Annotated in this window: 21 protein-coding genes; 7 read left to right on the forward strand and 14 right to left on the reverse strand. The window is 47.0% G+C overall.

Features of this window, described 5'->3' with window-relative positions:
• Nucleotides 1–50: 50 nt before the first annotated feature.
• From ABW391_RS02575 to ABW391_RS02585, 3 genes are all read right to left on the reverse strand, one after another.
• On the reverse strand, nt 51–440 hold the full coding sequence (locus ABW391_RS02575; protein WP_353480255.1) for a hypothetical protein: 390 nt from the start codon (nt 438–440) through the stop codon (nt 51–53).
• Nucleotides 441–573: 133 nt separating this feature from the next.
• A complete protein-coding gene (locus ABW391_RS02580; protein ID WP_353480256.1) occupies nt 574–1,218 on the reverse strand; it encodes a DUF2202 domain-containing protein in 645 nt (214 codons plus the stop codon).
• Between the two features lie 346 nt (nt 1,219–1,564).
• Nucleotides 1,565–2,164 carry a glutathione peroxidase gene (locus ABW391_RS02585; protein ID WP_353480257.1) on the reverse strand — a complete coding sequence of 200 codons (600 nt, stop codon included), beginning with the start codon at nt 2,162–2,164 and terminating at the stop codon, nt 1,565–1,567.
• A 279-nt stretch (nt 2,165–2,443) separates the two neighbouring features.
• Here ABW391_RS02585 and ABW391_RS02590 point away from each other — a divergent pair, with 279 nt between their 5' ends.
• Nucleotides 2,444–3,292: an aminotransferase class IV gene (locus ABW391_RS02590; RefSeq protein ID WP_353480258.1), complete on the forward strand. Its 849-nt coding sequence runs from the start codon at nt 2,444–2,446 to the stop codon at nt 3,290–3,292.
• Between the two features lie 21 nt (nt 3,293–3,313).
• On the opposite strand, the gene ABW391_RS02595 is transcribed toward ABW391_RS02590, so the two are convergent.
• The 4 genes from ABW391_RS02595 to ABW391_RS02610 form a co-directional block, all read right to left on the reverse strand.
• Entirely contained in the window at nt 3,314–3,754 is a 441-nt protein-coding gene (locus ABW391_RS02595; RefSeq protein ID WP_353480259.1) for a hypothetical protein, read from the reverse strand.
• Complete coding sequence (locus ABW391_RS02600) at nt 3,751–4,155, reverse strand: helix-turn-helix domain-containing protein (protein ID WP_353480260.1); 405 nt, start codon at nt 4,153–4,155, stop codon at nt 3,751–3,753. The genes ABW391_RS02595 and ABW391_RS02600 overlap by 4 nt, the downstream gene beginning before the upstream one ends.
• Nucleotides 4,156–4,157: 2 nt before the next feature.
• Nucleotides 4,158–4,673 carry a hypothetical protein gene (locus ABW391_RS02605; protein ID WP_353480261.1) on the reverse strand — a complete coding sequence of 172 codons (516 nt, stop codon included), beginning with the start codon at nt 4,671–4,673 and terminating at the stop codon, nt 4,158–4,160.
• 122 nt (nt 4,674–4,795) lie between these two features.
• Nucleotides 4,796–7,390, reverse strand: a complete 2,595-nt coding sequence (locus tag ABW391_RS02610; protein WP_353480262.1) for an adenosylcobalamin-dependent ribonucleoside-diphosphate reductase — start codon at nt 7,388–7,390, stop codon at nt 4,796–4,798.
• Nucleotides 7,391–7,792: 402 nt separating this feature from the next.
• Here ABW391_RS02610 and ABW391_RS02615 point away from each other — a divergent pair, with 402 nt between their 5' ends.
• The 6 genes from ABW391_RS02615 to ABW391_RS02640 all read left to right on the forward strand — a co-directional run bounded on the left by ABW391_RS02615 (nt 7,793) and on the right by ABW391_RS02640 (nt 16,341).
• Entirely contained in the window at nt 7,793–9,064 is a 1,272-nt protein-coding gene (locus ABW391_RS02615; protein WP_353480263.1) for an MFS transporter, read from the forward strand.
• A gap of 86 nt (nt 9,065–9,150) precedes the next feature.
• Complete coding sequence (locus ABW391_RS02620) at nt 9,151–10,572, forward strand: high affinity choline transporter 1 (protein WP_353480264.1); 1,422 nt, start codon at nt 9,151–9,153, stop codon at nt 10,570–10,572.
• Nucleotides 10,573–10,660: 88 nt separating this feature from the next.
• Nucleotides 10,661–11,830, forward strand: a complete 1,170-nt coding sequence (gene nagA / locus ABW391_RS02625; protein WP_353480265.1) for an N-acetylglucosamine-6-phosphate deacetylase — start codon at nt 10,661–10,663, stop codon at nt 11,828–11,830.
• A 191-nt stretch (nt 11,831–12,021) separates the two neighbouring features.
• Nucleotides 12,022–13,575 carry a YifB family Mg chelatase-like AAA ATPase gene (locus ABW391_RS02630; protein WP_353480266.1) on the forward strand — a complete coding sequence of 518 codons (1,554 nt, stop codon included), beginning with the start codon at nt 12,022–12,024 and terminating at the stop codon, nt 13,573–13,575.
• A gap of 59 nt (nt 13,576–13,634) precedes the next feature.
• Complete coding sequence (locus ABW391_RS02635; protein WP_353480267.1) at nt 13,635–14,372, forward strand: PepSY domain-containing protein; 738 nt, start codon at nt 13,635–13,637, stop codon at nt 14,370–14,372.
• 112 nt (nt 14,373–14,484) lie between these two features.
• Nucleotides 14,485–16,341 carry a gamma-glutamyltransferase family protein gene (locus ABW391_RS02640; RefSeq protein ID WP_353480268.1) on the forward strand — a complete coding sequence of 619 codons (1,857 nt, stop codon included), beginning with the start codon at nt 14,485–14,487 and terminating at the stop codon, nt 16,339–16,341.
• Nucleotides 16,342–16,456: 115 nt separating this feature from the next.
• On the opposite strand, the gene ABW391_RS02645 is transcribed toward ABW391_RS02640, so the two are convergent.
• The 7 genes from ABW391_RS02645 to ABW391_RS02675 form a co-directional block, all read right to left on the reverse strand.
• Nucleotides 16,457–16,846, reverse strand: coding sequence for a hypothetical protein (locus ABW391_RS02645; RefSeq protein WP_353480269.1), 390 nt, complete (start codon nt 16,844–16,846; stop codon nt 16,457–16,459).
• Between the two features lie 90 nt (nt 16,847–16,936).
• Nucleotides 16,937–17,245 carry a hypothetical protein gene (locus ABW391_RS02650; protein ID WP_353480270.1) on the reverse strand — a complete coding sequence of 103 codons (309 nt, stop codon included), beginning with the start codon at nt 17,243–17,245 and terminating at the stop codon, nt 16,937–16,939.
• Between the two features lie 135 nt (nt 17,246–17,380).
• A complete protein-coding gene (locus ABW391_RS02655) occupies nt 17,381–17,947 on the reverse strand; it encodes a DUF4240 domain-containing protein (RefSeq protein ID WP_353480271.1) in 567 nt (188 codons plus the stop codon).
• A gap of 93 nt (nt 17,948–18,040) precedes the next feature.
• Complete coding sequence (locus tag ABW391_RS02660; protein WP_353480272.1) at nt 18,041–18,256, reverse strand: hypothetical protein; 216 nt, start codon at nt 18,254–18,256, stop codon at nt 18,041–18,043.
• 128 nt (nt 18,257–18,384) lie between these two features.
• Nucleotides 18,385–20,247 (reverse strand): phosphoenolpyruvate carboxykinase (GTP), encoded by a 1,863-nt coding sequence (locus ABW391_RS02665; protein ID WP_353480273.1) that lies wholly within the window; start codon nt 20,245–20,247, stop codon nt 18,385–18,387.
• Between the two features lie 101 nt (nt 20,248–20,348).
• The gene (locus tag ABW391_RS02670; RefSeq protein ID WP_353480274.1) at nt 20,349–20,933 is read right to left on the reverse strand and encodes an OmpH/Skp family outer membrane protein; all 585 of its coding nucleotides are present in this window, start codon (nt 20,931–20,933) and stop codon (nt 20,349–20,351) included.
• Nucleotides 20,934–21,114: 181 nt separating this feature from the next.
• Entirely contained in the window at nt 21,115–24,189 is a 3,075-nt protein-coding gene (locus ABW391_RS02675) for an efflux RND transporter permease subunit (protein ID WP_353480275.1), read from the reverse strand.
• Between the last annotated feature and the right edge of the window lie 16 nt (nt 24,190–24,205).

A 24,205-nucleotide genomic window follows, 5' to 3' on the forward strand; every position in this document is an offset into this window, starting at 1 on the left:
CCAAATCAAAAAAGAGCCAGTCAGACGTTTACTTTATATTGTTTCCGTCCCTAAGCTCTGGGCGGCTGCCAGATGCAAGAGAGAAATGCAGAACTGAAGGTTTGATCCTGCGCAAATTCTGCTGAGTTTTTAGGCTCAATCCATTTGGCATTAACCGCAACCTCCAATTGACAATGGACAGGTTCTGCGATGAACGTCAAATGTACACATGCATCGTTGTGCTTGGCTTTGCCCGGTAATTTGGAATGGTCGTGTTGATTGCGGTGACGCTCGTATGCCTTGCCGTAGTGTTGGCTAATGAATTGACTTAAAGTAGTACGGGGATTTTCAATGCGGTGTGCCTGGTAATGTGATAGCAGCGCCGGAAATTTGGCAAATTCTTCTAACCACTGAGGCGCAAGCGTCGACAGCAGGTAAAAAACCAGAAGAATTTGACTCAAGAAAATCCTCATTTTATCTGGATAAAAGACACTCCGCGTTGAATAGTTATCCAGCGCGGAGAAAATCTTACGCAAAAGTCAATAAATTTTTATAAAAAGGCAATGAAAATTTTCATCGATTGATACATTCTTTTTAGAACAAGCCAATTTTACGGTTTTTTTCATTGTGATTGATCGCTTGCCAATTGGTATTGGAAAAAATATTTCTGGTTAGGAATTCAAATTCGCTTTTGCTCATCAGAATTGGCAGATAGCCACTGTTCATTTGAACCAAAGCGCGAACGAAGAATTTCAGGTTGTCTTCAGCTCCAATCAGCAGGGTTTTATAGGTCGCAATTTCCAGATCGAAGTTGGGTTCTTTTAATGCAGTTCTCAGGTTCATTATTTTGCGCTCTTCCAAATTGGCGCAAGCCCGATAAGCGTCTTCTAGAGAAAAATTGGCATCTGCAAGCAGATCAAGGTACAAATCGCGCAAATCTGCATTGACAAATTGACCTGGTTTGTATTCATTGAAATGATTAGGAACGTCGATCATAAATTCAGCGGCTACCGTGCTGAGTTTATCCATGTGTTGCAATTCGTCATCTGCCATGCGGTTGAATACATCGGTGACCCAGATGGTGTCCAATACACCGTATAGATCGCGGGCCAATTTTTCTTGTTCGATCAGGTACAATACGACATTTTCTTTGCTGGTTAACTCGGTGCCAATTCTGGATTGTGCACGTATGACTAAAGTTGCAATTACCAAGATGGATAGTGCCAGAATCTTTTTCATGACAGCTGGATTATGGTTGATTAATCGGTTGTTTACGTCCACAAAATAGCAGTCATTTCAGTCGAAAATCCTTGTTAAAAGTCTTGATTTTGGGGTGACTTTGGTCAATCTGGAGAGAATATTGGAGTATCGTTGGTTTTTGGATTTATCCAAATCAATAGTGCTCTTATTTCAGAATTCTAATTTAAATTACGCAAGTACTTTATATCACAAGGGCAGCTTCGCTGCTTTTTCCATCACCTCAGGTACCTCAGAATCACCAAAGATAAAAACAACGTATCGACTTAGGTGATTCTAAGGTACCTGAGGTGGTGAAAAAAAACAATTGGAAATAGATAACCCGTTCCTAATCTATCGCTTTCTTAAACTCTGCGCTTGCTGGCGTCACGCCTGAAGCAAAGAAATGGGTCAATTTGCCATTTTCGTCGATCAGGTATTTGCAAAAATTCCAGGAAGGTACATCGCTGTTCCAGCCGTTTTGGCTCGGATCGGTCAGCCACTTGTAAATTGGGCTTTGTTCGCTGCCTTTTACGTCTACTTTTTCAAACATCTGGAAGGTCACGCCGTAGTTCTTTTGGCAAAAAGCCTGGATATCAGTAGCAGTGCCAGGTTCTTGCCCCATAAACTGATTGCAAGGGAAACCCAACACCACGATGTTGTCTTTATTTTTTTCGTAAAAAGCTTCCCAATCGGCGTATTGAGGGGTATATCCACAGCGAGATGCGGTGTTCAACACGATGATTTTTTTGCCTTTGTATTGATCCATCGAGATGGTTTGTCCATCCAAAGTTTTGGCTTTCAGGGAGTAAAAGCTAGTGGCGGCGGAGGTAAGTCGAGGTGAAGCTTCGTTTGCACTGGTTGGCGAACTCACTTTGTTTGGATTGAAGCAACTCAATACCCAGGCTGGAATGCTGAGCAGAATGGCAATGATGATCTTTGGACGCATGGTTTCACTTGTTTTAATGGTTATTTGGCTTAAAAACAGGTTAGGAGAGAAAAGGTTTTGGAGGTAGGCAAGACGAGGCTGGTTTTGGCGTTTTTGAATCTTTCCAGAATACGTGTTCAAGGGTTGCGCATGTTTTTACTCTCCAAGCTCATATGGTTATCTTTTAGGTTAACAAAAATGAAAAACCAAAAATTTTAAAGCTGTTAGATTCGACTAGATTACTGCATCATTTGCAAGATTTTGCAAAGAAAAATCAGGGAAAATGATGATTTTTGTACCATGATTAAGTACTACAACATCAACGGCCAGCAGGTAGCCGTAGAAAATGCAACCTTGCATGTATCCGACCTCAGCATTTTGAGGGGCTATGGCATCTTTGATTATTTCCTAGCGCGCGAAGGGCATCCATTGTTTCTGGACGATTATCTCAATCGATTTTACCGCTCGGCAGCCGAGTTGTATCTGGAGATTCCTTTTGATAAAGCAACAATGAAACAGCACATTTACGACTTGCTGCAAGCCAATGAGGTAAGGGAAGCTGGTATTCGATTGTTGCTCACGGGAGGTTACTCACTTGACGGCTACACGCCTGCGGAAACCCCCAACTTGCTGATCATGATGTACGATTTGCCAGGCAGCGCCTGGGAATTTTCAACTCAGGGCATCAAAATCATTACCCATCCCTTCCAAAGGGAATTGCCAGAGGTAAAAACCATCAATTATTCCACTGGGATCCGCATGCTCAAAACCGTGAAAGAGCGGGGCGCTACAGACTTAATTTATGTAGACAAAGGCGAGTGGATCCGCGAATCGGCGCGTTCCAATTTTTTTCTGGTGCTGCCCAACCAGACCATCGTCACAGCCGATGAAAAAATCCTCTGGGGCATCACCCGTCGTCAGGTGATTGATGCTGCACGAGCTGCTGGCTACACTGTAGAAGAGCGCGATATGCACATCAGCGAATTGGAATTGGCAGAAGAAGCTTTTTTCACCAGCACCATCAAAGGGGTAATGGCCATCGGCCAAATCGACGATAAGGTTTACGGCGAAGGTTCGATCGGAAAGGTGACAAAGGCGTTGCAGGCGTTGTTTGTGGGAAAGGTGAAGGAGTATTTGGCGGGGAAGTGATAGAGAGATTACGGAAAAAACCTAGCTCTTGACCAAATTATTAGAACTCACAACAGGTAAAATAAAATCCTGAAAAACAGTATTCTGTAACCGATCCAAAAGCATTCCTCTTGCAGTAGAGTAGGAAATAGACGCTAGAGTGCCATGCAGGGATTTACTCAGGGTTAAAGCATCATTTTCCAGGCGAGTAAGCTCATCTAAATTATCGACATGAAAGGTGAAGTGGATGTTGTAACTACAAACTGCCGGAAATGAAGTCTCTGAATCAGCTTCTATCTTTAACTCCAATTCCGTTTTGACAAGCTTATCTCCCAAGTTAAGTGCAGTATTTAGCACAATATCAGTTCTAAAACCCTTTATGTCAACCGTTACAGAGCTGTTGGAATCGTCAATTGTTGCCCTGACGATTTTGACCTTGCGCAGTGCTATTTTAGCAGGATCAACAGTACCAAATGTACTCATGCTATTTCAAGTTCAAAGGGGTTAGTATCCATTTTTTCCTCATCAAATTCAGAATTAGTTGGGGTCTCTTTATTTTCAGTATAAACGCAGAATTTAGAGTTTGGGACTTTTTTCCAATCTTTTTCCTCACTCTGTGGCGTAGGGATTACCAAAATAATGTCTTCTTTTAATGCCACTTGCAACTTAGCAATTGTCTTTAACGTCAAGTTGTGTTCACCTTTAAGCCATTTGCTTATTTCTGATTCGTTTTTCTCTAAAAGCCTTGCTAAACCTTTTTGATTAAGCCCTTTTTGTTCTAGCAAGTAATTTACTCGAATCAATATATCTGCGTAAAGCCTGACGAAAGCTTTAGTTTCAGCAGGAACTTGTTCGAGTGCTTTCCGGTAAAATTTACTGGCCATAGTTAAAATATTATTATCTCCTCATTACCATCGAAACTGCGAAGAGAATGATTCGATTCATTAATTTCAATCATTCCATCTTTAATTTCTTTGAAAATTTTCCTCGCAAAATATTTGGCATCTCTGAATTTTGAACTCAAATTTTCACTGTCTTGAGCTGTACGTGCACTTTTGAGTCCGCCATTGAACAATATAACGATGCTTTTACAAATGCGGACACAGTATAGTCTCAGAACATTTCCTTGAAAATCTAAATCAAACTCATGTACATATGATGGAGGAATTGCAGTTGCTTCGTCTTCATGGCGTGTAAAGAAAACTGGAAGGGCTCCTTTATATTCTCCAATTAACTCTAACAAAGCCACAAGCTGTTCAAAGCTTTCTTTATAGTAATCTTGTTCAGAGAACTGTTCAAAAAATTTATCAGTTTCCGATAGCTCCTGATTTTCCCAACGGACGGTATAATAAGTTACCATTCGGGAATCAGCATCAAATATTTCGATTGTAAAACTATTCACTTTTAAGTTAAGTTCAAATTTTTTGATAAATTTTTATCCTCATTATTTCTCATTTCTTCCTGGCCTAAAAAAAAAGCCGGATCACTCCCCTGAGCAATCCGGCTTTCCCTATAATTTTTTTCTCAATTGCACTTCGAATACCCGCAACTCACGCAGCTCAGGCATCCTTCTTTGTACACCAATCCGTGTGGATCATTGCAAGAAGGGCATTCCGCTTTTACTGCTTTCGTTCCATCGGGTACCAGTGTTTTCAGGGCACGTACCACGCCATTTTTCCAAGTGTTGATGTAGTCATCGTCGGCATTGAGGCCTTCTACGAGATCAACTACCTGCTGGAGGGGCATACCCAGGCGGAGTACGCCGGAGATCAGTTTGGCGTAGTTCCAGTATTCCTTGTTGAAACTGCGGCTGAGGCCCTCGATGGTGACGCGGTAACCATCCTTGTCCATGAATTGGAAGTCATAACGGTTGCGGCCATCTTCACCTTTGGATTTGTTGACCCAACCTGATTCCACATAAGGAGGCAGTTTAAACGTATCGATGGCAGCACCTGTAAAGATCTCGTAAGGGCGACCTTCCAGCAAGCCGATTACAGCGATCCAGGGCTTGTCGTTGTTTTGGAAACGGACGATGCGTGCTTCCAGGCGATCGGGGCGCTCTGGGTGGTGGTTTTCACCAAAGACTGCGTGGCCATTGCCATTCGACTGGCCGTTGGTTCCTTTCTTGCTCTTTTTCTCTTTTTTCTCGTTGGAAATCAGTACTCCAGAGCGAGAACCATCGCGGTAAATGGTACAGCCTTTGCAACCCTCTTCCCAAGCTGTTTGGTAAATGCGCTTCACCATATCCACGGAGGTATGTTCAGGTACGTTGACCGTTACACTGATGGAGTGGTCTACCCATTTTTGGATAGCGCCTTGCATTTTTACCTTTTGCAACCAGTCAACGTCATTGGCCGTGGCTTTGTGGTACGGCGATTGTTCGATGATGGGTTGCAGCTCTTCCGCATTCATTTTGGTTACTGCATCTACATTGTAGCCATTTTGCGCCAGCCAGTCCAGGAATTTGTGGTGAAACACGTTGTACTCTTCCCAGTGGTCGCCTACTTCATCGATGAAAGCCACTTTCACGTCCTTATCGTTGGGATTGACTTTGCGGCGGCGCTTGTAGCTCACCATAAACACGGGTTCGATGCCAGAGGTAGTCTGGGTCATCAAGCTGGTGGTACCCGTAGGTGCAATGGTCAGCAAGGCAATGTTGCGGCGGCCATAGCGCTGCATGTCTTCATACAACTGCGGATCGGCAGCAGCCAGGCGCTGGATGAAAGGGTTTTGCGCTTCGCGCTGGCCGTCAAAAATCGGGAATGCGCCCCGATCGCGGGCCATATCCACCGAGGCCCGATAAGCGTTGATCGCCAGGCTTTGGTGAATTCTCACGGCCATTTCGATGCCTTCGTCGCTGCCGTAGCGGAAGCCCAGCGCAGCCAGAGTATCGCCTTCGGCAGTGATGCCTACCCCAGTACGGCGGCCACCGATGCAGGCGGTGCGTACTTTGTTCCACAATTCGTATTCCACATCCTTGAGGTCGCGTGCTTCAGGATCTTTTTCGATCTTTTCGATGATGCGGTCAATTTTTTCCAACTCCATGTCGATGATGTCGTCCATGAAACGCTGGGCCAATTGGGCATGCTTGGCAAATTTCTCAAAATTGAAGTACGCTTGCGGCGTAAATGGCTGCTCCACATAGCTGTAGAGGTTGAGCGCCAGCAGGCGACAACTGTCGTAGGGAGAAAGTGGAATTTCGCCACAAGGGTTGGTCGAGATGGTGCGGTAGCCCAGGTCGGCGTAGCAATCTGGCACCGATTCGCGCAATACCGTATCCCAAAACAATACTCCTGGTTCGGCAGATTTCCAGGCGTTGTAAATGATTTTGTCCCAAAGTGCCGAAGCATCAATCTCCTTGGTCATTCTTGGGTTTGGAGAATCTGTGGGAAACTGTTGCTGGTAGGAAGTACCGCCCATCGCTGCACGCATGAACTCATCATCGATGCGTACCGATACGTTGGCGCCGGTTACCTTGCCTTGCTCCAGTTTGGCATCAATGAAATCTTCGGCATCGGGGTGCCTGCTGGATACGGTGAGCATCAACGCACCGCGACGGCCATCCTGTGCTACCTCGCGGGTAGAGTTGGAATAGCGCTCCATAAAGGGTACAATCCCGGTTGAGCTCAGGGCAGAGTTCATTACAGGGCTACCTTTGGGGCGGATGTGTGACAGGTCGTGCCCTACGCCACCACGGCGCTTCATCAATTGCACTTGCTCTTCGTCGGTGCGGATGATGCCACCGTACGAATCGGCAAAATTGCCGATTACAAAACAATTGGACAAAGAAGAAACCTGCATGTTATTGCCGATGCCCGCCATGGGGCTACCTTGGGGGACGATGTACTTGAAGTTGCGCACCAACTCATAAGCCTCTTCTTCACTCAGCGGATTGGGGTACCGGGATTCAATTCGCGCGATCTCACTGGCAATGCGACGGTGCATATCGTCTGGGGTTTTCTCATAGATGTTGCCAAAGGAATCCTTTAAGGCATACTTGTTTACCCAAACGTTGGCGGCCAGGTTGTCGCCTTTAAAATACTCGGTGGTTGCCGCAATTGCCTCTTCAAAAGAATAGGTCTGAAGTTGTGTGATGTTTTCTTGGTCTTTGGCTATCATAAAACTTTTGGTTTGATCAGGAGTCCAATTTCTGCCTTTTTTTAGATTAAACCAAAACAAAACTGTGGAAAAGACTAACATTTTCTCCACAGGAGAATAAAAAAAATTTGACTCTTAAAGAAAAATTTATAAGTAACGCAGAAAAATTAACTTCCCGATTTTGGGTTTTGAATGGGAAGTCGAACGGTTCATTGCAAGTGAGCTTCCTATTCAAAAGCCTCTTAAAAAATCGGGAAGTAATTTTTTGCGTCAGCCGTAAATACAGCAGTTCGATTGTTAAATTAATGTAAACCGCAGGTAATCCCTAAAAAGACTTCAGCGGCGATGAAACCCTTGCTCAATTTCTCGTGTTCCTATGTTTGATTTGATATAAATTGATACACCTGCACTCATACAACTGCCATGAATTGGAAAGAAAGGATCCTCCTTATTCTGCTCGCTGCCCTCAACTTTACCCACATTCTCGATTTCATGATCATGATGCCTTTGGGCAACTACCTCATGCCCTATTTTGATTTATCGCCCAAGCAATTCACCATTTTGGTCTCGGCCTACACCATTAGTGCTGCGGTGTCTGGTTTCGGTGCGGCTTTTTTTGTAGATCGTTTTGACCGCAAGAAAGTGTTGTTGTATGCCTACGTTGGTTTCTTGATCGGCACCATTAGCTGTGGCCTTGCCCCTACCTACATTACGCTCCTTTTGGCGCGTCTATTTGCGGGTTTGTTTGGAGGTTTGATTGGTGCACAGGTATTGTCCATTGTGGCGGATAGCTTTCCTTACGAACGAAGAGGCACCGCCATGGGGATGATTATGTCGGCTTTTGCCTTGGCTTCCACGCTTGGAGTGCCTTTTGCACTCTACTTGGCCAACCTGGTTTCCTGGCATGCGCCATTTTTGTTGGTAGGCATCCTGGGAATTGCGCTGGTACCGCTATTGATGCGCTACCTTCCGCCAATGACGGGACATTTGCATGTGGACCACAGTACCCGACCCAGCAAATGGAGCGTCATCACCAATGTTATTGCCGATCCTTATCAGTACTGGGCCTTGATATTTAGTGGCTTGATCATGTTTGGGCACTTTTTGATCATTCCTTTTATCAATCCTTACATGGAGTTCAACGTGGGTTTTTCCAAAAACATCACCCCTTTGATTTATTTGGTAGGCGGCGTATCTGCATTTTTTGCTTCCAATATTTTGGGGCGGCTTTCCGATAGCTATGGCAAAGTACCCATTTTCATGATCTGTACTTTTTCGGCTTTACCGATGGTTTTGGTAATCACCAATTTGCCTCATTTGCAAGATTATATCCCTGGGCTAAGTTTTTGGGGGTTTCCCGTACAATCATACATTCCGGTACTGATGTTGTTTGGGCTTTGGTTTTCGGTAGCTACTGGTCGGGGCGTAACGTCCAGCGCGATGATCACCAGCGTAGTAAACCCGGAGCAACGGGGTGGTTTTCAGAGTTTCAACAGCAGCTTGCAGCAATTGGGCAGTGGATTGGCGGCATTGACGTCCGGTTTTATGGTAAGCAAAGATCCCGTTTCGGGCAAACTCCTGCATTACGATTGGGTGGGATACCTCAGCATTGTTACGCTGCTGCTCTGCATTTACCTGGGTTACAAGAATTTCAACCACCTGGAAAAGCCGAAGGTGGTTGCGGTAAGTAAGTGAAAAGTGGTTGTTTAGTTGATCCAGGCTGTTTTGGAATTATTCGCTAATTTAGCCTCCAACTTTATTAACACCTAAAACTTTACGACATGCTCTTAACCTTTATCCTTCTCTACCTTTTGATCACTTTGCTCATCGGTTGGTGGGCTTCGCAAAAGGTACATTCCACGGCAGACTTTGTGATTGCCGGCAAAAACTTGCCAACGCCAATTTTGGCAGCGGGTTTGTTTGCCACCTGGTTTGGTTCGGAGACGGTAATGGGCGCTCCATCCTCGTTTATTGAAGGGGGACTGTTGGGGGTAATGGAAGATCCTTTTGGGGCTGCTATGTGTCTGATTTTAGTTGGTCTTTTTTATGCCCGTCCGTTGTACCGCTTGAACATCCTCACGTTCAACGATTTTTACCGCATGCGCTTCAACCGCACAGCAGAGATCGTTTCAGCCATTTTTATGGTGCCTTCTTACTTTGGCTGGATTGCCGCACAATTGGTGGCCTTGGCCATTGTGATGAAATCGCTGGTAGGTTTGCCTATTTTCTACGGCATTCTGCTTTGCACCATCATCACGGTCATTTACACTTACATTGGTGGGATGTGGGCGGTATCCATTACCGATTTTGTGCAAACGATTATGATTGTAATTGGCCTTGCCGTACTCACTTTCGTGATGTACCAGCGCGTAGGCGGCTGGAACGGCATCCAAAGCAATGTACCCGATGGATTTTTCCGGTTTTTGCCCCATCCGGGCTGGAAACATTGGGTGGAGTACCTGGCCGCCTGGATGACAATTGGTTTGGGTTCCATTCCCCAACAAGATATTTTTCAACGGGTCATGTCAGCCCGCAGTGCCAATATTGCCGTACGCGCAGCAATTATTGGCGGCTTGATGTATTTCACCATCGGGTTTATGCCGTTGATCATTGGCTTGTGTGGCCGCATCCTGTATCCCGAAATGCTGCAAGGCGATCCACAGATGATCTTGCCTCAAATGGTTTTGGCGCACGGAAACCTCGCTTTGCAAATTTTGTTCTTTGGCGCTTTGCTTTCAGCCATTTTGAGTACGACCTCTGGCGCCATGCTGGCACCTGCTACGGTACTCGGCGAAAACCTGATCAAACCTTTCCTGAAAAATCCTTCTGACAAATTGATGCTGTCCATTATGCGCTTGTCTGTGGTGGCGGTAGCTATCTGTTCGGCAATCATGGCCAATCTGAATGCCAATATTTATGACCTAGTGGGCGATTCTTCGGCACTTAGTCTGGTTTCGCTCTTTGTACCGCTCACAGCAGGCTTGTTTTGGAAACGGGCATCCTCGGTTGGTGCAGTAGCCTCGATTTTGGTGGGCATGCTGGTCTGGGTTTTTTATGAATACATACAGCCGAGTGAACTCCCGAGCCTGGTGCCTGGCCTGATCGCTTCGATTCTGGCGATGTTGATCGGGAGTTGGTTCTGGAAGGACGAGAGTTATGCCACATTTGTAAAGACCGCACTACATCGAGAAAATCTTTCCTAATTAACGTTGAAAGTTTAGGGTTAAAAAAGTTGAAAAGATAGGGGTAGATTAGTATTCTTACATTTCAACTTTCAACCCTAAACTACCCATGTCTATCATCCTTCGCAACGGCACCATTTATCAGCCCCATCAAATCATTCCACAAGGAGACATCTGGTTGGAAAATGGCCGCATCAAAGCCATTTCCAGTGAACCCATCCCAAATGACGGCAACGCCAGCGTCATCGATGTGCAAGGCCAGATCATCTCGCCAGGTTTCATCGATTTGCACATCTATGGTGGCGGTGGTGCTTCTGTGATGGACGCAACACCGGAGGCCATCCAAACCATATTGCGCACCCATGCCCAATACGGCACCACGGGCATGCTCGTTTCTACGGTCACTGCCGAGATTCCATTGTTGATCAGCGCCTTGCTGGCCATTGATCAAACTGCACAGATCCCTACAGAAGAAACCCAAGGTGCCAAAGTCCTGGGTGTTCACCTCGAAAGTTGTTTTCTGGCGCCGCCAAAACGCGGCGCACACAAGTTGGAATGGCTGCAAACCCCTAGTATTCCCTTGTTTCAACAACTGCAAGCTGCCAGTGGAGGCCGCATCAAATTGATGACCATTGCCCCTGAATTGGCGGGTGCAGCGGAATTGATCGAATACGTTTGGACGCAAGGCGTAGTAGCCAGTTTTGGGCATACAGATGCCGATTACGATACTGCTGTAGCATGGATTCGTAAAGGCGTGCACATTTGTACGCACTTGTTCAACGCCATGAATGGACTCGGGCATCGCGCACCAGGTGGTGCCGGAGCTTTTTTGACCGAATCGGCTGCGATGGTTCAGATCATCCCCGATGGCGTGCATGTGCATCCTGCGGCCTTGGAAGTGGCTTACCGGGCCAAGGGTGCGGACAAAATTTGTCTGGTAACCGATTCCCTGATGGTGGCAGGTACCGATATTACGGAGTTTTATTTCTTTGACCGCCTGGCCAAAGCCACCGATCGCGCTTGCTTCCTGCCTGACGGCACTTTGGCAGGCAGTAGATTGACTATGAATCGGGCGGTAAAATTATTTCACGAAACCACCAGCGCCACCTTGCACGAAGCCTTGCACATGGCCTCCCTCAATCCGGCCAAAGCCATTGGTCTGGACCAACACAAGGGTTCTTTGGAAGTAGGCAAAGACGCAGATGTACTGGTAATGGATCACGACTTGAACGTTCACATGACCTTTGTGGAAGGAATGCTGATCGCTAAAAGCAATTAATTGAACTGATCTTTGGTCGAATTCAAAAAAAAGGTATTTTTACAGTCAACTTTGACCTTACCTATTGCTGATTATTACTGAGAATGGATTCCAGACTCAGCGTATGCAGCCAATTTCCACACCTTTCTTTTGAAAAATGATTTCGACCTGCGGTTCATTCCTCAGTGTCATTACCTATTATTCTATAATTCATGTTGGTAAAAGCTTATGCCAGTGCGGTACATGGGGTGGATGCCCGCACCATTACAGTTGAAGTAAATTCAGGTGGACAACCCGTGGTGGGTACCAATTATTACCACCTGGTGGGATTGCCCGACAGCGCCATTCGGGAAGGATTTCAGCGCATCGAAGCTGCGATTTTTAGTCGTGGCTACCGCATGCCTCGGGCCAAAACGGTGGTCAACCTCGCTCCTGCCGACATCCGCAAGGAAGGCTCGGCTTACGACCTGCCCATTGCCCTGGGCGTACTGGCTGCCAGTGGACAAATCAATGGCGATCGACTTGCAGAATTCATCATCATGGGAGAACTCTCTCTCGATGGCTTGTTGCGCCCCATCAAAGGGGCATTGCCCATCGCCATTCAGGCCCGCAAGGAGAAGTACAAAGGCATTATTTTGCCCAAACAAAATGCCCGGGAAGCCGCCATTGTCAACGACATTGAGGTGTACGGCGTCGAAAACCTGGAAGAAGCCACCGATATTCTCAACGGGCATTCGAGTCTGGAACCGGTGGTAGTAGAAACCCGCGATGAGTTTTTCCACAACCGCAGCAATTACGATGTGGATTTTTCGGACGTCAAAGGGCAGCAAAACATCAAAAGATCACTGGAAATTGCCGCAGCAGGTGGCCACAACGTCATCCTGATTGGGCCTCCCGGCGCAGGCAAAACCATGCTGGCACGGCGATTGCCCACTATTTTGCCCCCACTTACTTTGCAAGAAGCACTGGAAACTACCAAAATCCACTCGGTTTCGGGCATCCTGGCCACCAATGCCGCTTTGGTAACCACCCGCCCTTTTCGAGCGCCCCACCATACCATTAGCGATGTGGCGCTGGTTGGCGGCGGTTCAGACCCCATGCCGGGCGAGATTTCGCTGGCGCACAATGGGGTGCTTTTCCTGGATGAATTGCCCGAATTCAAAAGGAGTGTATTGGAGGTCATGCGCCAACCCATGGAAGAGCGTCGGGTGACCATTTCCCGAGCCAAAAATACAGTGGACTATCCGGCGAGTTTCATGCTGGTATCCTCTATGAATCCTTGCCCTTGTGGGTATTACAATCATCCCGACAAAGAATGTGTGTGCGGCCCTGGAGTGGTCAAGCGGTATTTGACCAAAATTTCGGGTCCGCTCCTGGATCGTATCGATCTGCACGTGGAAGTGACTCCGGTTTCGTACGATGAACTTGCCAGTCAGGAACGCCCCACCGAAACCAGTCAAGACATTGCTGCCAGGGTGGTCATTGCCCGGGAGATTCAGGCCAAGCGTTTTGAAGGCATGAACATCTACAACAACGCCCAGATGCCCAGCAGAATGGTGCACGAAGTATGTCAGGTTGACACCGCAGGGCAACTGCTGGTCAAAAAGGCCATGGAGAAACTGCAACTTTCGGCGCGCGCCTACGACCGCATCCTGAAAGTGGCCAGAACTGCCGCAGATTTAGCAGGTTCTGAAAAGATCCTGATTGAGCATTTGGCGGAGGCGATTCATTTTCGGAGTTTGGATCGGGAAGGTTGGGCAGGTTGAGGCAGTTTTTTTCATTTACTCACATGACGTGTTTTTACCCAACTAAAGCTGACTACACCATGAATACCAACCATCGTTTGCACTACCTCGTTCGCCGAACACACCGTTATCTCGGCGTTTTTATTGGCATTCAATTTCTGTTTTGGACACTTGGCGGACTGTATTTCAGTTGGTCAGACATGGACTATATACACGGGGATTACCAGCGCAAAGCCGCACCTATGCTCAAGGTGAACGATAGTTTGGCTGCGCCAAATAGGGTTTTGGAAAACCTGGCTGTGCAACATCCAATAGATCAAATAAGCAGTATCCAGCTCATCGACATCTTGGGCCGTCCCTACTATCGGGTAGAAATCGTGCATGGCATGCACCACAAACAATTCTTTCTGGCGGATGCCATCAGTGGCAAATTGCGCCCGGCACTGAGCAAAGTCGAAGCTTTAAAAATGGCTACGGAGCAATTTGTCGGCCAGCCCAGAGTCACCAAAGTTGATTACCTCAGCGCCACCAATGGCCATCACGAATACCGGGAAAGCCCATTGCCAGCTTATGCCATCCACTTTGACCACCCCAGTAAAACGACAGTTTATGTGGCCACAGAAATGGGGGCAGTCACCAAATTCCGCAACGAAAAATGGCGCATCTTCGATTTTTTGTGGATGCTGCACACCATGGATTATCAATCGCGCGACAACCTCGGGAATGTGCTATTGCGGGTATTTTCTATTTTGGGGCTGTGTACCATCGCTTCTGGCTTTTTTCTGTTTTGGTTGAGTAGAAAAGCCCCTAGAGTCTAATTTTTATCCCAAAAGAATACCCCAACGAAGAAGGATGAAAAATAAAAGCATCCGTCAATCCGAATATTTTCCATTTTGTAGTATACTTGATAGTCTAAAAAAATCGCCTACCATGCACACCAAATTGTACTGCCTTTTGTTTTGTCTTTCTATCGCAATATCCAGCCAGGCCCAAGCTACCCAAAAGCCCGTGCTGCACGGTCGCCACTGGATGGCCATCACGGGCAAACCGCTTGCTGCCACCGCCGGATCTATGGTTTTTCAAAAAGGGGGCAACGCCATTGACGCCACTTGCGCCATGCTGGCTGCCACTTGCACCATGTGGGATGTGCTCAGTTGGGGCGGCGAAACCCAGGCGTTGATCTATAACCCCAAAACCAAAAAAGTAATCGCCATCAATGCTTTAGGCGTAGCGCCGACCGGGGCTACTGCTGAATTCTTCAAAAACAAAGGCCTCAAATATCCTCCGGGCGATGGCCCACTTGCGGCAGTAACTCCCGGTACGCCAGGCGGCTTGATGACCATGCTGGCCGAATACGGCACAATGAGCCTCAAGGAAGTGCTGGCGCCCGCCATGCAACTCGCCGAAGGTTACCCCATCGAGAAGCAGACTGCCGATATGATGGAGCGCAACAAAAAGAAACTGAAAGATTGGCCTTATTCCAAGCAGGTGTTTTTGCCCCACCTGGGTCAGGATCGCGAAGCTCCGAACCCTGGAGAGATCTTCAAACAAAACGACCTGCGGGCTACTTTGCAAAAACTGGTAGACACCGAACAAGCTGCACTCAAAGCAGGCAAGTCACGCAAAGAAGCCATTTATGCTGCCAACGAGCGTTTTTACAAAGGCGACATTGCCCAGGAGTTTGTACGCGGCTGCCAGGAGCAAGGTGGACTCATCACCACTCAGGACTTGGCCAAGTGGAAAGTACTGGTGGAAGAACCAATGGTAACAGAATACAAAGGCATTCAGGTGTACAAACTCAGCCAGTGGACCCAAGGTCCGGCCATGCAACAAGCCTTGAACATCCTGGAAAATTTTGACCTCAAAAGCATGGGCTTCAACACCGCCAAGTACATCCATACCGTATACCAGGCGATGAACATGGCCTTTGCCGACCGCGATTTTTATTATGGCGATCCTTATTTTTCGCCGGAAGAACCCATCAAAGGCCTGCTTTCCAAGGAATACGCCCGGCAACGCGCCAAGTTGATGAATTTGGAGAAAAACGATCCTAAAGTCAAACCGGGAGACCCCTATCCTTTTGAAGGAAAAACCAATCCATTTGTACCCGTACTGGAAAAATGGGGCGCCAGTCCGGCTACGTCTGCGCTGGAACCTCAAAATGGCAGCATCTACAACGATCCGAATTACCTCGCAGGATTTTATGCGGGCACAACTTCCATTCAGGCTACCGATGAAGAAGGTTGGGTGGTATCCGTAACGCCCAGTGGTGGCTGGTTGCCAGCGGTAATTGCGGGCAAAACCGGCGTAGGCATGAGTCAGCGCATGCAGGCTTTTGTACTGGATCCTACCGAAAACCCTTTCAATGTGGTGGAGCCCGGCAAACGCCCACGGGTAACCCTTACTCCTACCCTGGCACTCAAAGAGGGCAAACCTTTTCTATCCTTTGCGGTGCAAGGAGGCGATTCTCAGGATCAAAACCTGTTGCAGTTTTTCTTGAATGTAGTGGAATTTGGCATGAACGTGCAAGAGGCTTGTGAAGCACCCAACATCAACAGCTTCCAGATGCGCAGTTCTTTTGACAACCACGATACCAAACCAGGCGATATTCTCTTGAATGAAAATACGCCACCCTGGACGCGCAAAGCCTTACAGGAAATGGGCTACAAACCGAGCTACGAAGCCCGCACCTCTGGCCCCATCAATGCCATCTACTTTGATTGGAAACACGGCAGTTTTTGGGGTGGTTCGAGCAATCATGGCGAGGATTATGGGATTGGGTGGTAGGACAGAAACGTTCGGCAGAGTTCGACTACCTTGGGTGATCTTTGAAATTTCTCACAGTCTAAAAAATATCTAGTTGGAAATTTCAAAGGTCACCCTTATGTCATTAGATCGTCTTCTATTTTACAATAAGTCGCCAATTCAGTTTACCTACTTTTTGAATTGCTGACAAAATCGCATTTTTACCCGTCAACTGAATAGTATCTTGCCCGTATCTTATTTCTAAATAATCCAAGTCAATGTGGTGGGCAGATGGTGTATACATAGCCACAACAGTACCGATAACTATTGTTTCCCCAGCGCTCAAAGTTACTTTATTCATTTCCAGCCCTCTAACTTCAATTGTATCCAATGTCTTGTTGCCAAGATATCTATTGTCAAGTGCGGAATAATAAATAACCTCAATCTTGCTCTTTGTTTGGTTTTCTAAAATCAGCTTGTGAACAGGATCACAGCTTGTCAGTGCAGATAGAATTATTAAACACAGTATACATGTCGGAGTCTTCATGCTGCTTGGTTTGAAAATGTCGCTTAAACGTGAGTACTACTGCTGTGCTGAAGGTTAGAAGGCATGAGAGATAGTGAGTTATTCTCTACTTTAATCCGTTGGGTTACCCCTAGGACGTTCTCCGTTTCTATCTATGTACTCTTGTATATGTTGCTTTTCAAGTCGTCTTGCTTCTCTTTTTCCAGATATATCCCGAATTAGAATTCGAGCAAAAAAACGTAGCCATTTGTCAATTCGATTCAGTGCGTTTACTTGTAATCGCATGCGGCTTGATGTACCATCATCATCAATAGGTTTGTAGCATATACCATATTTGAACACGTCATCATCTTTATCACGATCAATTATTTCGTAAAGATGATGAGGTTCTTCATTTTCATAAGAATTTCTGTGCGCCATACATCTGTCTTAGTAGTGGGGCAAAAATAAGTGTTTCATTTTCTTTGAGCCAAAGGATTAGATAAGAAACTTAAAATGAACCGTTTACTCATCTAATCCTTTGGCAAAATGAAACACTTGTTTTTTTACTGCCCCTTATTTCCACTTATCTAAATTACTTTTGGTTTCGTAGTTATAGAGTGGCGAATACTCAAATTCTCGGCCTGTCTTTTTGTTGTATGCCTCAGCAGCAATGGACAGAATATGTTCAAAATCTAGGTTCGCATCTAAAACTGACGGATCTTTCTCAATTTCTTCATAATACGCTCGCCCCTCTGCGACCACAGCACACCGTACGTATAAAAAATCGTCTACTGAAAAATAAGCATCTTCCTGTTGCTTCATGTATGCTTCTGCATGCTGTCTGGTATCTAAGTTGAATAATTTTTCAGATAAAAAATCCTCAAACAGGTAAATTGCAGATACAGGCATTTCGGATAAGGCATTTATTGCAGAACTTACAATGTCTGCACGCTTTTTCTGCTTCCAGTCGAATTGATCAATTAAGCTCCAAAACTGTTCTTCCGAAAACAATCCTTCTCCATGCTTGCTGCCTTCTAGTTTTATTTCAACTTGCCCAGACTCTCCCACTTTTTCCTCCAGTTCTTTGAAAAATTGTAGGTTTATATCCTTGATGTTAACTCTAAATACGGTTGTAGTCATGGTTTCATAAGTTTACTCCATTCTAACTTTCAAAGTTAAGCTTTCTAAAATTAAGGCAAAATGATCAACAATCCTAATTTTTTAAATCGCCAATTACAAATCCTGCCATGCTCCATCTTCTATTGAAGTACTCCAATCTTTCGCAAGCACCGTTTCACTTGCAAAATGGGTCACCACTAGGTTATCGTCTTCATGTTTGCGTAAGACGTGGAGCAATAATTGATGCTGCTCTTGCTTAGAAAGTTGATCAACAGCATCTAATAACTGCGAAAAAGCAACTTGGATTGGAATGGACAAACCAGATGTCATCAGTATCATTTTATACAAAAATAAACAAAAGCCTTGTGTGTTACAATTTTATTTTACCACAAAAAAAATGCCAACCGAACATCCTCGTCCGGCTGGCATCCCTTTCCTATTCTAACACCATATCTCGTTTAGCGTTCCTCCGCTAGCCCCCATTTCTCAGGAGACCGCCACAAGGCAGAGAGTAGCAATTCCCGCATAAACAGGAATTCTTTGGGCAGTTTATCGTAGGCGGTAGCAAACAATTCTTCGTGGTTGATCACCTCTTTTTTCCAGGCTTCGCGGTCGATGGTCATGATTTTATCGAAGTCTTCCTGGGTGAAATCTTCCAATCCGGTCCAATCCAGATCCTGGTAGCGGGGCATCCAGCCGATGGGGCTTTCCACTGCGGCAGCCTGTCCTTTGACGCGACCGATGATCCACTTAAGTACACGGACGTTTTGGCCAAAGCCTGGCCATACAAAATCGCCGTTTTCGTCCTTGCGGAACCAATTGACCCCAAAAATCCGGGGCGCATTGGGCAAATCACGGCCATAATCCAGCCAGTGGTTGAAGTAATCGCCGAGGTGGTACCCCAGGAAAGGCAACATGGCGTATGGGTCGCGGCGCACCTTGCCAATTTCGCCAAAAGCTGCGGCGGTCATCTCTGAACCCATGGTAGCAGCGAGGTAAACCCCAAAGTTCCAGTTGAACGACTGCACCACCAGCGGCACTGTCGTACTACGGCGACCACCAAAAATGAAGGCACTGATGGGCACACCTTCAGGATTGTTCCATTCGCTGTCAATGGCCGGATTTTGCAGTGCAGGTGCGGTAAAGCGCGAATTGGGGTGCGCACAAGGCTTGCCACTGGAGGGATCCCAGGGCTGCTTGCGCCAGTCGATCAGGTTGGCAGGGGGTGTTTTGCTCATGCCTTCCCACCAAATATCGCCATCGGGAGTAAGTCCGACATTGGTAAAAATGGTGTTTTTGGCCAAAGAAACCATGGCATTGGGATTGGTCTTGAAGTTGGTACCCGGAGCAACTCCAAAATAACCCGCTTCGGGATTGATGGCGTAAAGCCGTCCGCCCTCGCCGCGGTGAATCCAGGCGATGTCATCCCCTACGGTGGTGATTTTCCAGCCGTCCAGCCCCTCGGGAGGGATCATCATGGCAAAATTGGTTTTGCCACAAGCACTGGGGAACGCCGCCGCCACGTAAGTCTTTTCGCCTTCGGGTGATTCAGCCCCTAGGATCAGCATGTGCTCGGCCAGCCAGTGTTCGGTGCGACCAATCGACGAAGCGATGCGTAACGCAAAGCATTTTTTGCCCAAAAGGGCGTTGCCACCATAGCCACTGCCGTAAGAGACAATCGAGCGCTCTTCCGGGTAATGCACGATGTATTTCACAGTGGGATTGCAAGGCCATGGGCTGTCTTCTTGTCCCGGAGCCAAGGGCGCACCAGCCGTGTGCAGGCATTTGACGAAATCTTCTTTTTGATCGATCAGTTCCAAGGCGGGCGTACCCATGCGGGTCATGATCTTCATGTTGGCTACCACGTACTCTGAATCGGTAATCTGTACGCCATAGCGCGACAACTCAGAGCCCAGCGGCCCCATACAAAAAGGAATAATGTACAAAGTACGGCCTTGCATACACCCTTTGAGGAGTGGCTCAAGGGTCTTTTTCATCTGTTTGGGTTCAACCCAGTTGTTGGTTGGGCCAGCATCGGACCGGTTGATGCTACAAATGTAGGTGCGGTCTTCTACACGAGCCACATCACTGGGGTCGCTAAAGGACGCGAAGCAGTTGGGCCATTTCTCGGGATTGAGGCGAATGAAGGTGCCCTTTTCGACCAGTTTTTCGGTGATGGCGTTGTACTCTTCATCTGATCCGTCACAGAGGTGTACGGATCCTGGCTGGCACAACTCGATCATTTTATCGAGCCAGCGCTTGAGCTCCTTGAAGGAACCAGCGTAAGGGTTTTGAATGGTTAGTACTTCTTCCTGGAACATAGAAAGGCTTATTTTAGGGTTAAAAAATATAAGCATTCTACGGATCAGGACATTGAGTGTTTTGGGGTTGGCACATCGTTTTGCATCAACCCCAAAAACTTTTATTTTTTAGCGTTGAGTTTTTCGAGCACCACCTTGGTAATGTCGAGGCTGTCATTGACCATCAACACGCCAGTACCTGGTCCGTAGTTCATGATAAAATCGTATCCTTTTTCCTTGCGGATGGCGGTAAGCAGGTCTTTTACCTGCTTTTCCAGATCTTCCTGGAGTTTTTGACGTTCGGTCGCGAATTGCTTGGACAGTCGTTCTTGCTCGGCTACAAAGTTTTGCTGCTTTTGCATGAGGCGCTGCTGTTCCTTTTGGAGTTGAGCAGGGGCAAACTGGCCAGTTTGGGCTTTTTGCTCTGCGGACATCATTTCTTGTTGCAAGGCACGACCGCGGCTCGCCAGAGAGCTTTCAGCGCTTTTTCCCTTTGCTTCCAGTGCATCCAATTGCGCCTGAAATGCGGTGTATTTGCTCAACAAGCTATCGCCATTGACGTATACAATTTTGGGCGTTTGATCCTTTAAGATTATCTCCGTGGCTTTGCCTTTAGCCCCTGAGGCAGTCCCTGCAAAGTGAGCATAAAACAGGTAAGCAACCGCTACCAGCAATATCCATGTCAATACTGATGTGATGTTTTTCATTAAACGGCAGTTTTGAAGTTGATTTAACGAGGCAAAACTGCCATTATTTTTGGAAAAAACCCAAGAAAGTAGTGCTTTTGGCTTATTTCATGTGCAAGATCGGGGTTGACTTGCTTTGGATTGATGACCAAAATCATGGTAGCGCTAAAGTTTTATCATGATTCTGCGTTACAAGCCCTGGTTATTTATTCTTAACTTTCCTCGTCCGCTCCGGCCACCACCTCCCACCATTGATCACCCTTAGCCCAGCAGGCAAAGCAATCAACAACAAAGGCAAGGCGGCCAAAAAGCCACCAATTACGGCGATAGCCAGAGGTTGGTGCAATTGCGCTCCGGTGCCAATGCCCAATGCCAAGGGCATCAAGGCAATAATGGCACCTAGCGCGGTCATCAATTTGGGCCGCAATCGCGTAGAAATCGCAAAGGCTAGGGCATCGTCAACGCCACGGGTATGGAGGTTGTCGCGAAATTGCAAGACAGTAAAAATGGCATTTTCACCAATGATGCCTACTATCATGATCAGGCCAGTGTAGCTCCCCACGTTGAGCGGGGTATTGGTGAAATAAAGGGCGGCATAACTACCGGAGATGCCCAATACCGCAACCAACAATATGAGCAGCGAAACGCTAAACTCCCGAAACAGAAACAACATCACGCCAAATACCAATAAACTAGCCGTGAAAAGAATCAACAACAGCTCTTGAAACGACTTTTGTTGCTCGGCATATTCACCCCCGTATTGAATGTGGTAACCTGTAGGCAAGTGGAGGCTATCGATTAAAACGCGACGAATGTCGGACATGGTACCTCCCAGGTCGCGGTTGTCCAGACGTGCACTTACGACCCCAAGGGGTTGCAGGTTTTCGCGTACCACCTCTGCATCGCCAGCGGATACAGTGACTTTGGCCAAATCGCTCAATTGAATGCGTTTGCCATTGGGGATAAAAATGGGCAGTTTACGCAGTTGATCAATACTCAGGTTGCGGCTGCCGGGGTATTGCAGGCGAATGTTTACGAATTGTTGTTTTTCAAAAACCTGACCGACTACATTTCCTTCCAGGGCTGTTTGCACCTGATATTGCAGGTTGATGGGCGTAACGCCGAATTGCGCCAAAAGGGTGAAATCAGGTTCCACATTCACTGAAGGCCCGGCAATCACAATGCCATCAAAAACATCTGCTGTACCCCGAATTTTTTCAATCAAGCTGGCTGCTCGGCGAGAAATTATCTGCAATTGCTTTCGATCCGTTCCAAATATTTTGACTTCGATGGGCTGCACCGAAGCCATCAGGTCACCCAGCATGTCACCGATTACCTGACCAAAATCAATGATCAGCGCGGGTTGGGTTGCTTCCACCCGGGTGCGGATGTCGGCAATCACATCTTCGGTGGAACGCTGGTGGTCTTTTTTCAACTGGATCAAATAATCTCCAATATTGGGTTCGGTGATAAAAAAGCCCATTTGGGTGCCAGTTCTGCGGCTATAGGTAGCCACTTCGGGGATTTGGACAATAATTTTTTCTACTTCGCGCAGCATGCGATCGGTTTCTTCAAGGGTTGTTCCGGGAGGTGAACTGTAATCCAGCACAATGCTTCCCTCGTCCATATCGGGTAAAAAACCCGTTCCCAATTTTGGAAAAACCCAGGCTATCAGGCAACAAAGTAAAAGTATAAAAACGGCGCTCAACCAAGGGCGCTGGATAAAAAAAACCACCCATTTTCGCTTGACCTCCACCGCGGCATGCGCAATTTTTGTAGGTTTTTGTTTTCTTGAAAAAAGCAGATAAACGACCGGCAATCCCAACCAGGTCACGAAAAAGGAACAGGCCAGGGTGACCATCATGGTATTGGTCATTACTTTGAAATAGGCTCCGGCTACGCCGCTCATCAGCACAAAAGGCAGAAAAATAACCATGGTGCTGATCGATGAACCAATCATCGCCGGCAATAGGTAGTTTAATGCTTTTTGCACCAGGACAGGCGCAGCCTCGTCGGGATGTTCTTCCTGGGTTCGGTGAATTTGCTCTACCACCACAATGGCATCGTCAATGATCAACCCAATGGCGGCGGCAATGGCGCCCAGGGTCATGATGTTGAAGGTTTCACCGGTGGCATACAAAACCAGCAAAGTACAGGCCAGCGTAACCGGTACAACGATCAGCAAAGTGGCGCTGGCTTTCCAAGAACGCAAAAAAAGTACGGCTACCACAATGGCCAGCAGCAGGCCGATCCAAAGGCTATCGGTCACACTGCGCACTGCATCTTTGACAAAATCGGCCTGTACGTAATAAGGTTCAACCTGTACGTCCTTGGGCAAAATTTTTCGCAATTCGGCTACCTTGTTTTCCATACTATCCGACAAGGCAACCAGATTGGCATTGGGCTGTTTAACAATAGCCAAAAGAATGCCATCGCGCCCATTGGCGTTGATTTTTACATACTCCTTGGCTTCCTGAATCTGCACCTGTGCGATGTCGCGCAGGAGGGTAATACGTTTGCCGTCGTTGCTGATCACGAGATTTTCCAGGTCTTCCAACTTGTCAAACACGGCATCGGTGAGACTGAGGTACAAGTAGCGGTAATCGCTGAGGTAACCGTTGCTCTGGATGAAGTCGGTTTGACTCAGGATCAGGCTGATCTGGTCTGGGGTGATGCCCAGCGCGCTCATTTTGGGTACATCGAGTTGGAGCCAGTATTCTTTGGTTTTGCCGCCAATGACGCGCACTTCACTCACGCCTTCTACCTGTGAAAGAAAGGGCTTTATGGTAAAAAGGGCCAGTTGCTTGAGTTCGACTGGGCTGCGGTGATTCGCTTCCAGTGTATACCCCATGACGGGCAGAATGGAAGGATTCATTTTTTCGACCGACACTTGCAAATTGGCGGGTAAATTGGTGCGTATCTGGCTCAGTTTGCTCTCAATGCGCTGTTTGGCCAGGTCAATATCGGCATGCCAGTCCATGTAAGCCGACAATTCGCAACTTCCCCGGCTGGTGGTACTCCTCAAAAGCTTGAGATCGGGTACTTGCTTTACCGCTTCTTCCAGTGGTTTGGTCACGGCAATCATCATCTTGTCTACGGGTTGCTGTCCCGCATCGGCGATGATTTTGATTTTGGGAAAAGTAATTTCCGGGAAAAGTGCGGTAGGCAGGTTGCGGTAGGCAAACAAACCACCGAACACCAACAACACAGTCAGTACAGCAATTGGGCTACGGTAATTGAAAAAAAAGGGGCGATTGTGGTTGTTGGTGTCCGACATTGGTTTGGTTATTGAT

Source organism: Haliscomenobacter sp., assembly GCF_040403615.1.
In the GTDB taxonomy this organism is placed as follows: Bacteria; Bacteroidota; Bacteroidia; order Chitinophagales; family Saprospiraceae; genus Haliscomenobacter.